Here is a 9,851-nt window from a genome sequence, read left to right on the forward strand (position 1 = left end):
CACTAGGAACCACTTCGTGGTCGTGGCCACTTAGGACCACTTGCGAGTCGGGCCCCGGTTGTGCCGGTTAGCCCAACACGGCGTATGCCAGTGCCTCCGATCGTCACCGGCAGCGTCGCTTGCCCCATGCAGCCATACCACGACATGGGCTATGCCACAACGGATCTCGTGATCGCAGCCCGGGCACCGATAGACCTTCACCGCGCGCGAACCCGCAATCGGAACGACGACATAGTCGTAGCCGTCGGGACCGGCCTCCACACGTTGGTGCAGCGGCAACGGCCCTAGCGGCTCTTGCCGACGCGAGGCACTGCGACGACGGGCCATGCCGACCAGCCTAGTGACCCAGCATCAGGCCAGTTTGGACAGTGCCGCCGCCGCGTCATAGCCGCTGAAGCCCTCCAGCTCGCCGTCGCGGAGGCGATTCACCCAGTTCGGGTCGGCCAGCAGCGCGCGCCCGATCGCGACGACATCGAATTCGCCGGCCTCGAACTGCTCCACAACACGGTCAATGGGAGCCGGCGCAATCACCTGTCCCCGCTTCTCACTGCGGAATTGGGTCTCCAGTCCCACCGATCCCACCGCGATGACCGGCTTGCCGGTCACCTTCTTGGTCCACCCGGCGAGGCTCAATTGGCTGTCATAGTCCGGGAATCCGGGAATGTAGTGCCGGCGCGTCGAGGGATGCAGCGCGTCCACGCCCGCCTCGACCAGCGGCGTCAGCAGTTCCTGCAGCTGCGACGGATCGTCGGCGATGGACGCCGCGTAATCGACGCCTTTCCATTGCGAGAACCGGAAGATGATCGGATAGTCCGGGCCCACTGCCGCACGCACCGCCGCGACCACTTCGGCGGGGAATCGGGTGCGCGCCGCCAGTGATCCGCCGTAGCCGTCGGTACGCAAGTTGGTCCGCTCCCAGAAGAATTCGTCCAGCAGGTAACCGTGGGCGCCATGGATCTCCACCGCATCGAAGCCGACCTCACGCGCGGCGGCGGCACTGTCGGCGTACTGCTGGGCGATCGCTGCGAGTTCGTCGGCGCGCAACGCCCGGCCACGCGGCTCACCGTGGCCGTCGACACCCGACGGGCCGACGGGTTGGACCCCGTCGTCGTCGCGCCGCTCAACTCCCTGATGCCACAACTGGGCGGCGATCGTGGCCCCCTCGGCGTGAACGCCGTCGACAACGCGAGTCCATCCGGCGAGCACCTCATCGCCGGCGATCGTCGGCACGCTGGCCGGGAATCCCGCGGCCGGGTCGGGCAACCTGATGCCCTCGGTGATGATCAGTCCGACCCCGCCCGCCGCCCGCCGCCGGTAGTACTGCGCCACGTCATCGCCAGGAATGCCGTTCGGCGAGGCCTGACGGGTCATCGGCGCCATGGCGAAGCGATTGGGCACGGTCAGTGAGCGCACCGTCAGGGGCTGGAAGAGGTCCTGGAATCGGGAGTTGACTGCCATGAGTCGCTCCAACGCGGCGTCGTCTGCTTCTATTCCAGGCGGGGGCCGCTCAGAACAGTCGGAACTCGTCGCTGTCCATGCCACGCATCGCGTCATAATCCAGTGTCAGGCAACGAATACCGCGGTCAGTGGCCAGCGTGCGGGCCTGCGGCTTGATCTGCTGGGCGGCGAATACCCCGCTGACCGGCGCCAGCAGGCTGTCGCGGTTGAGCAGTTCCAGATAGCGCGTGAGCTGCTCTACGCCATCGATCTCGCCGCGCCGTTTGATCTCCACTGCGACCGCTCGGCCTTGTTCGTCGCGACATAACAGGTCCACCGGTCCGATCGCGGTCATGTACTCGCGACGCACCAGCGTGTAACCCTCGCCCAGCAGCTCGACGTGCTCGGCAAGCAACACCTGCAGTTGGGCCTCGACGCCGTCTTTCACCAGACCGGGGTCAACGCCGAGTTCGTGACTGGAGTCGTGCTCGATCTCCTCGATGGTGATTCGCAGCTGGTCACCGGTCTTCTTGTTCGCCACCACCCACACAGGCATTTCGCCGCCGGTCTCCTCGGTGAACCGACACGGTGGACTCATCCAGTTCAGCGGCTTGTAGGCACGGTCATCGGCATGCACGCTGACCGAGCCGTCGGCCTTCAACAGCAGCAGTCGCCGGGCAGAGGGCAGGTGCGCAGTGAGCCTGCCGACGTAGTCGACGGTGCACTGGGCGATCACGAGTCGCATCCGATCCACCTTAAGGGCAGCCCCGAGCAATTATTCTTACGCCACGATGAAGCCGCCGAAGACAACCGCACAACGCCTGGGCCGCGCCCTGGAGATGCTCACCCGTCAGAGCGGCCGGCTGCCCGAGACACCCGAATACGGCTCCTGGCTGCTGGGCCAGGTGTCGGAAAGCCAGTACCTGCGGCGGATTCGCATCCAGTTCATCCTGACCGTCGTCATGGTGGGAACGAACCTGCTGGGCGTTGCCGTGGACGTGCTCCTGGTGACGGTGGCGTTCCCCGTTCCCAGTGTGTTCGACGACGCCCCGGCGTGGCTCACGTTCGGTCTGGTACCGGCCTACGTGGTGGCCGCGCTGGTGGGCGGAACCTACGTGATCACCCGGCGCACCATCAAGAAACTGCGGTGGGCCATCAAGGAACAGCCACCGACGCGCGAGGACGAGCGCAACGCATTCCTCACCCCGTGGTGGGTGGCGCAGGTCGTGCTGGCCCTCTGGGGGGTCGCGACGGTGGTGTTCACCGTGCTCTACGGATTGTCCGACAAGATCTTCATCCCGATCATCGGGTTCACCATGAGTGTGTGCGGCATCTTGGTGGCCACCGCCTGTTACCTGTTCACCGAATTCGCCTTGCGGCCGGTGGCCGCCCAAGCGCTCGCCGCCGGCCCACCGCCACGGCGAATCCTGTCCGGGATCATGGGCCGGACCATGCTGGTCTGGTTTCTCACCTCGGGTGTCCCGATCATGGGCATCGCCCTGGCGGCGTTTTTCGCTGTGGTGCTCAAGAACCTGACGTTGACCCAATTCGGGGTCGCTGTGCTGACCGCCTCGGTAACGACGCTGATCTTCGGTTTCCTGCTGATGCTGATTCTGTCCTGGCTCACCGCAACCCCGGTACGGGTGGTACGCGCGGCCTTGAAGCGCGTCGAGCAGGGCAATCTGCAAGGCGACCTCGTGGTGTTCGACGGAACCGAACTCGGCGAGCTGCAAAGCGGATTCAACGCGATGGTGCACGGCCTGCGCGAGCGTGAGCGGGTGCGCGATCTGTTCGGCCGTCACGTGGGGCGCGAGGTGGCGGCCGCCGCGGAACGCGAACAGATCCAGCTTGGCGGCGAAGAGCGCCACGTCGCCGTGGTTTTCGTCGATATCGTCGGCTCAACACAGATCGTGACCGCTAGACCCGCGACCGAAGTCGTCAGTCTGTTGAACCGGTTCTTTGCGGTGGTCGTCGACGAGGTCGATCGCCGCCAGGGCCTGATCAACAAGTTCGAGGGCGATGCCACGCTGGCGATCTTCGGTGCCCCCAACCACCTCGACCAGCCCGAGGAAGAGGCCCTGGCCGCTGCCAGGGGCATCCTGTACCGCCTGGCCGAGGAGGTGCCCGAGATCCGGGCGGGTATCGGCGTGGCCGCCGGACAGGTGGTTGCCGGGAACGTCGGCGCCAAGGAGCGGTTCGAATACACCGTGATCGGTGAGCCGGTCAACGAGGCCGCCCGGCTGTGTGAATTGGCCAAGAATCAACCCTTACCGCTGTTGACCACCGCGAAGACCATGTACGCGGCCAGCATCAGCGAACAGGCCCACTGGGTGGTGGGTGATTCGATCGTGCTGCGCGGCTATGAGCAGCCCACCGTTCTCGCCAGCCCGCTGTAGTTCAGTCCCCCCAGGTCTCGGTGGCGCCCAACGCGTCTTCGACGGTGGCGAACACCAGCCCGGCATACGCAGACGGATCGGGCGTCACCGATCCGTCGGGATCGACCAGGAGTCCCTGCTTGCCCAAGGCCCGCAACTCCTCCGACAGACCGGCGAGCAACCCACGCGCCGGCTCACTGATGGTGTGCAGGCGTGAGACGTCGAGAATCGCGGTGTCGTACTCGCCGCAGTCGCGCGTCGCGGTGCGGGCCACCTGCTCGGCCCCCGCGAAGAGCAGATCACCGTGCACCTCATAGACCCGAACGCCCGGCCGTGGCATGTGTACCCCGCGAATGGCCGCATGGGCTTCACTGCTCACCGTCAGGAAGTGCAGGCCCAGTTGTTGGGAAAGACTGCGACACACCAGCATCCCGCGCACACTGTTGCCCTTGGCGTCGATCTGCGGCGAATAGACACCGATACCCAGCTGGCCGGGCAGTACCGCCACGATCCCGCCGGCCACACCGCTTTTGGCCGGCAGCCCGACTGCACTGACCCACGCGCCCGCCGCGTCGTACATGCCGCAGGTGACCATGACCGAGAGCGTGCGCCGCACCACCGAGGCATCGGTCACCTGTCGACCGGTCAACGGATTGAGTCCCCCGCGGGCGAGGGTGGCCCCCATCCGGGCCAGGTCGACACTGGTGACCTTCAGTGAACATTGGCGGATGTAGAGATCGAGGGCATCGTCGGGGTCAGCCCCCAGTGCGCCGAAACTGTCCAGCAGATAGGCGATCCCGCGGTTTCGGCTGCCGCTGGCCCGCTCCGAGTCGTAGACGGCTTCGTCAAAGTCCAAGATGCGCCCGGCGCAGGCACTGAAGAACTCCCGAACCAGGTCGAACCTGGCTTCGACGGTCGCACCCGGGATCAGCGAGCACGCCACGATCGCGCCGGCGTTGATCATGGGGTTCTTGGGCACGTTGGTGACCTGATCGACACTGATCTTGTTGAAGCCCTCCCCCGAGGGTTCCACTCCGATCCTGGCGTCGACGTCGGCGTGGCCGAGCTGATCGAGTGCAAGGGCGTAGGTGAACGGCTTGGATATCGACTGCATCGTGAACGGGACCTGGGCATCGCCGCATTCGTAGACGTAGCCGTCCGACGACGACAGCGCCAGGCCGTACTTCGTCGGGTCGACCTGAGCGAGCTCGGGGATATAGCTGGCCAGTGCCCCATGATCGGCCCCTGCATGTTCGGCCAGGATCCCGTCCAAATACTGCTGCACCAGCGCCGCCACGCACCGATGCTAGCCCCCGTGGCGGTAGCCGGGCCGTCACTGCATGGTCGTTTTTCCGCTAGTGTTGCCGCCCGCGGCGTGCCATCTTTGAAGGCGTGCACGACGACTTCGACCGCTGTTACCGCGCCGTGCAGTCCAAGGACTCCCGCTTCGACGGCTGGTTCATCACCGCGGTACGCACGACGCGCATCTACTGCCGGCCCAGCTGCCCGGCACGCACCCCGCTGCGGCCGAATGTGGAGTTCTACCCCACCGCCGCCGCGGCACAGCGAGCCGGCTTCCGCGCCTGTAAGCGGTGCCGACCGGACGCCGCAGCGGGTTCGCCGGAATGGAACGTGCGCGGCGACGTGGTGGGCCGCGCAATGCGCCTGATCGCCGACGGCACCGTCGAACGCGACGGCGTGGTGGGACTTGCCGATCGCCTCGGCTACTCCGCCCGCCACGTGCAGCGCCTGCTGCAGGCCGAGGTCGGTGCTGGCCCGCTGGCGCTGGCCCGCGCACAGCGCGCCCAGGCCGCACGCGTGCTCATCGAAACCACGGATCTGCCCCTTGGCGACGTCGCATTCGCCGCCGGATTCGCCAGTATTCGGCAGTTCAACGACACCATCCGAACGGTGTGCGCCACCACCCCCACCGCGTTGCGTGCCGCAGCCGTTGGGCGCGCACGGCTTGGAGCCGACCGCGACGTCGCCGGGCCTGGTGTCGTGTCGCTGCGCCTGCCGGTTCGGACTCCCTTCGCTTTCGAGGGTGTATTCGGCCATCTGGCGGCATGCGCGGTACCGGGTTGCGAAGAGATTCGCGACGGCGCCTACCGGCGCACTTTGCGTCTGCCCCACGGCAACGGGTTCGCCAGCCTTCGGCCCGCGCCCGACCACGTCCGCTGCCGACTGGTCCTTGAAGATTTCCGCGACCTCACGGCGGCGATCACCCGGTGCCGGCGACTGCTCGATCTCGATGCCGATCCGCAAGCCATCGTCGAGACCCTCGCGGGTGACCCCGAGCTGGCCCCCCTGGTGGCCAAGGCGCCGGGGCAACGCATTCCGCGGACGGTGGACGAGCAGGAACTCGCCGTACGCGCGGTGCTCGGTCAGCAGGTGTCGACCAAAGCCGCCCGCACCCACGCCCATCGCCTGGTGCTCGCGCACGGTCAGCGCATCGGCGATCCCGACGGTGGCCTCACCCACGTGTTTCCCCCGGTGGAGCGCCTCGCCGACCTCGATCCAGAGCAACTCGCCCTCCCCCAGGCCCGCCGACGGACCCTCCGCGCCCTGGTCGAGCGTTTGGCCGACGGCTCCATCGACCTGGGCGCCGGATGCGACTGGGAGCGCGCCCGCCACGACCTGATTGCCGTACCGGGGATCGGAGCCTGGACCGCCGAGGTGATCGCCATGCGCGGCCTCGGCGATCCCGACGCCTTTCCGGTCACCGACCTGGGGCTTCACGCGTCAGCCCGCCACCACGGGCTGCCCCACACTCCACGGGCACTGATCCAACGCAGTGCCCGCTGGCGGCCGTGGCGTTCTTATGCCACCCAACATCTCTGGACCAGCCTCGACCACGCCGTGAACCACTGGCCCCCGGTATCGAAGGAGATCGCATGACGTGTTTCCGTACGATCGACAGCCCGATCGGACCTCTCACCTTGGCCGGTGCTGACGGCAGGCTCAGCCACCTGCTCATGCTCGACCATGCTCACGCTCCCAGCCGAGACGGCTGGTGGCGTGACGACTCCGCGTTTCCCGAGGTGGCGCACCAGCTATCGGCATACTTCGCCGGAGACCTCACCGAGTTCGACGTGGACTACACACTGGTGGGCACCGAATTCCAGCGACGAGTGTGGACCGCCCTGCTGACCATTCCCTACGGCCAGACGCGGTCTTATGGCGAGCTGGCCGGTCAGATCGGATCGCCCACCGCGTCGCGGGCCGTCGGTTTGGCCAACGGCCGCAACCCGATCTCGATCATCGTGCCGTGCCACCGCGTTATCGGCAGCAACGGCAGCCTCACCGGCTACGGCGGAGGCATTGACCGCAAGAAGTCGCTGCTGGAGCTAGAACGCCGGCGCAGCCACGCCACCCTGTTTTGAACGACGAGCTCAGCCCAGCAGGTCTACCGGGTCGGGCATGGGGTATGGGGTGGTGTCGGTGAACGCCGCCAAGAAGTTGGCCAGACCGGTGAGCGCTTCGTCCAGCGGCGGGTTCGGCGAGTCGAGGTACCCCGCGAGGTAGCCGGTGTTGATGATCCCCCCCAACGAGGGATGGTCCTCGAGGGAGTAGATCGTGTACGTGTCGGGGTCGAACCAGCTACTGATCGAGTTAGTAATCCCGTCGAACACGCCCTTGCCCAGTGCGGTGAAGAGATCGCCCAGGTCAATATCGGTGGGGAACAATCCCGAAGCGGCCGACCCATCGACATCTCCCGGCGGCCAACCGTTCTCGATGCTGCCGTATCCGAGGTTCACCAGGATCCGTGTGACGGGCTCAAACAGCTCGTAGAGCGGCTGGCCCAGGATCGGGATCAACTGCAGCGGGGCCAGCAGCGGCAGGATCTCCGAGGGGATCATGTAGAACGTGGTCAGCGAGTCAGGGTCGGAGACAGGCAGCTCAATCGCCGAGGCGATCTGCTCGGGCGTCACGCTCGGCAGCACCGAGTGTCCGTAGATGAAGCCGAGGGTGGAGTTGAGGTCGGACAGCGGGTTGAAGTACGTCGGCCGGAAGGCGACCGGGTCGTATTCATGGTTGTAGACGTCGGTGTGGTACAGGTCGGTCGGGACAGAGCTGGTGACCGTCGAACCGATCAGCACGAATCGGACGAGATCATTGGAGACGTCGTTCTCGGCAAGCCAGTGCATCAATCCGACGGAGATTCCCGCGCTCTGCGAGTAGCCGAACACCACCACCGGGTTGTCTGAGTCCACTTCCCCACTGTTGAGCTCGGTGGCCACCGCGTTCTTGAGCAGCTGCAGACCGACGTCACGTGATGTCTCACTGACATTCTCCGGCGTGAAGAGCGAGACCGTCTCGCCACCGAACCCGTGCGGCTGCAGATACAACTCGTTGATCGCATCGAGATAGGCTGGCGGGGGCTGCGGTATGCCGGTGCCGCCCATCACGAGGGCGGTCCCGTCCCCCAGTGACGTTCCGTTGCCGGTCAGCATGACCGCGGGAGCGTGAGTGCTCGCCGCCGAAGCGAGCACCGGCGGCCCGGCCATGACGCTGGCGGCCGCAACGCTGGCCACGAGCGGTAGGCAAGAGTAAACCCGCACGCCGACCTCCTAGTAATTTACTGAGTCAGACCTGAACGGTACTGCCCAGTAAATGCGCGGACAAGAGGAGCGGCGGGATCCACGGCGACCCGCACCCCGGCTCGACCAACACCTAGTCCGGCATCGGATACTCAGTGGTGTCGGTGAAGCCCTGGAAGAACTCGACCAGACCCGTTAGGGCTTCACTCAACGTCGGGGTCGGCGAGTCTATGGCACCCACGATGTAGCCCTCTTGAATGATGGCGGCCAGCGAGGGGTGCTCGATCAGGGGAATGATCTGGTAGTTCTCCGGGTCCAGCAAGGTATCGATTGCGTTGGTGATTCCAGACTGCACACCATTGCCCAGCGCGGAGAGCAGCTCGCCGAGGTCGACATTGGGGAACAGTCCGGAACCGCCGGGCCCATCGACGGCGCCGGGCGGCCAGCCGTTCTCGATGTTGCCGTAGCCGAGGTTCACCAAGATCCGGGTGACGGGTTCCAGCAGCTCGTAGAGGGGCTGCCCCAGAATCGGGATCAACTGCAGGGGCGCCAGAATGGGGAGCAGCTCCGAGGGAATCATATAGAAGCTGGCCAGCGAGTCGGGGTCCGAGGTGGGCAGTTCAATGGCCGAGGCCACCTGTTCGGGTGTCGCACTCAGTAACACCGAATGCCCGTAGAGGAACCCCAAGGCCGCGTTGATATCCGCCAGCGGATTGAAGTAGGTCGGCCGGAACGCGACGGGATCGTATTCATAGTTGTAGACGTCGGTGCGATACAGGTCGGTGGGAACGCCGCTGGTTCCCGGGGAGCCGATCAGCACGAAACGCACCAAGTCGTCGGATACGCCTTCGTCGGCGAGGCGCTCCATCAGACGGACGGAGATCGATGCGCTCTGCGAGTAACCGAAGACCACCACCGGGTTGTCGGCATCCACCTCGCCGCCATTGATCTGGCCCATGACCGCGTTGTAGAGGATCTGGCCACCGACCGCCTGGGAGGTCGAACTGACGTTCTCCGGGGTCCACAACGAGAACAGTTCGCCGCCGAATCCATGAGGTTGCAAGTACAGCTCGTCAACGGCGTCAAGGAACCGCTCCGACGGTTGCGGCATCCCCGTCCCGCCCATGATGTAGGCGATGCCGTCACCGAGAGACGTGCCGTTGCCTGTCAGGGTGAAGGCAGACGTGTACGCGGGGGTGGCCGACGATGCAACGGGCGCTCCCGCGACGAGGCCGGCGGCTGCGACACTCGCGACGAGCGGCAGGCAAAGTTGTGGGTGCACGCGAATCCTCCTGTTAAGCAGCTTAACTGCGGCTTAACGCTATAGTTCCGCCTCGCTTCCCGCAACAGCAAACATGGGGCCATCGCGCCGGCCATCCTTTGCGGCACTGTCCGCAGCGCAGAAATGGAAACGCCCCCCGACTGAGTCGGGGGGCGTTTCACTAAATTGTGTTCGGCGGTGTCCTACTTTTCCACCCGTGTGGGCAGTATCATCGGC

General features: G+C 65.8%; 9 protein-coding genes. 3 read left to right on the forward strand and 6 right to left on the reverse strand.

Going from position 1 to position 9,851, the window contains the following annotated elements; all coding sequences use genetic code 11:
* Window positions 1-30: 30 nt before the first annotated feature.
* Genes BST15_RS22780 through nucS form a run of 3 tightly spaced genes read right to left on the reverse strand, consistent with a single transcriptional unit; the run spans window position 31 to window position 2,182 of the window.
* The gene (locus tag BST15_RS22780) at window positions 31-327 is read right to left on the reverse strand and encodes a hypothetical protein (RefSeq protein WP_083071019.1); all 297 of its coding nucleotides are present in this window, start codon (window positions 325-327) and stop codon (window positions 31-33) included.
* A 24-nt stretch (window positions 328-351) separates the two neighbouring features.
* Window positions 352-1,458 (reverse strand): NADH:flavin oxidoreductase, encoded by a 1,107-nt coding sequence (locus BST15_RS14475; RefSeq protein WP_046190680.1) that lies wholly within the window; start codon window positions 1,456-1,458, stop codon window positions 352-354.
* 49 nt (window positions 1,459-1,507) lie between these two features.
* Window positions 1,508-2,182 (reverse strand): endonuclease NucS, encoded by a 675-nt coding sequence (gene nucS / locus BST15_RS14480; RefSeq protein ID WP_046190679.1) that lies wholly within the window; start codon window positions 2,180-2,182, stop codon window positions 1,508-1,510.
* Between the two features lie 46 nt (window positions 2,183-2,228).
* Between nucS and BST15_RS14485 the strand changes: the two genes are divergently transcribed.
* Complete coding sequence (locus tag BST15_RS14485) at window positions 2,229-3,833, forward strand: adenylate/guanylate cyclase domain-containing protein (protein WP_046190678.1); 1,605 nt, start codon at window positions 2,229-2,231, stop codon at window positions 3,831-3,833.
* A gap of 1 nt (window position 3,834) precedes the next feature.
* Here BST15_RS14485 and glsA read toward each other — a convergent pair whose 3' ends face one another.
* On the reverse strand, window positions 3,835-5,109 hold the full coding sequence (glsA, locus tag BST15_RS14490; protein ID WP_046190677.1) for a glutaminase A: 1,275 nt from the start codon (window positions 5,107-5,109) through the stop codon (window positions 3,835-3,837).
* A 95-nt stretch (window positions 5,110-5,204) separates the two neighbouring features.
* Between glsA and BST15_RS14495 the strand changes: the two genes are divergently transcribed.
* Window positions 5,205-6,710, forward strand: coding sequence for a DNA-3-methyladenine glycosylase 2 family protein (locus tag BST15_RS14495; protein WP_046190676.1), 1,506 nt, complete (start codon window positions 5,205-5,207; stop codon window positions 6,708-6,710).
* Window positions 6,707-7,195, forward strand: coding sequence for a methylated-DNA--[protein]-cysteine S-methyltransferase (locus tag BST15_RS14500; protein WP_046190675.1), 489 nt, complete (start codon window positions 6,707-6,709; stop codon window positions 7,193-7,195). The genes BST15_RS14495 and BST15_RS14500 overlap by 4 nt, the downstream gene beginning before the upstream one ends.
* Before the next feature lie 9 nt (window positions 7,196-7,204).
* Here the strand turns inward: BST15_RS14500 and BST15_RS14505 are convergent, their stop codons facing one another.
* Together BST15_RS14505 and BST15_RS14510 are read right to left on the reverse strand one after the other, a co-directional pair.
* Window positions 7,205-8,347 carry a PE-PPE domain-containing protein gene (locus BST15_RS14505; protein WP_234708265.1) on the reverse strand — a complete coding sequence of 381 codons (1,143 nt, stop codon included), beginning with the start codon at window positions 8,345-8,347 and terminating at the stop codon, window positions 7,205-7,207.
* A gap of 139 nt (window positions 8,348-8,486) precedes the next feature.
* On the reverse strand, window positions 8,487-9,635 hold the full coding sequence (locus tag BST15_RS14510) for a PE-PPE domain-containing protein (RefSeq protein ID WP_234708264.1): 1,149 nt from the start codon (window positions 9,633-9,635) through the stop codon (window positions 8,487-8,489).
* Between the last annotated feature and the right edge of the window lie 216 nt (window positions 9,636-9,851).

It is taken from the genome of Mycolicibacter arupensis, from assembly GCF_002086515.1.
Lineage (GTDB): Bacteria > Actinomycetota > Actinomycetes > Mycobacteriales > Mycobacteriaceae > Mycobacterium > Mycobacterium arupense.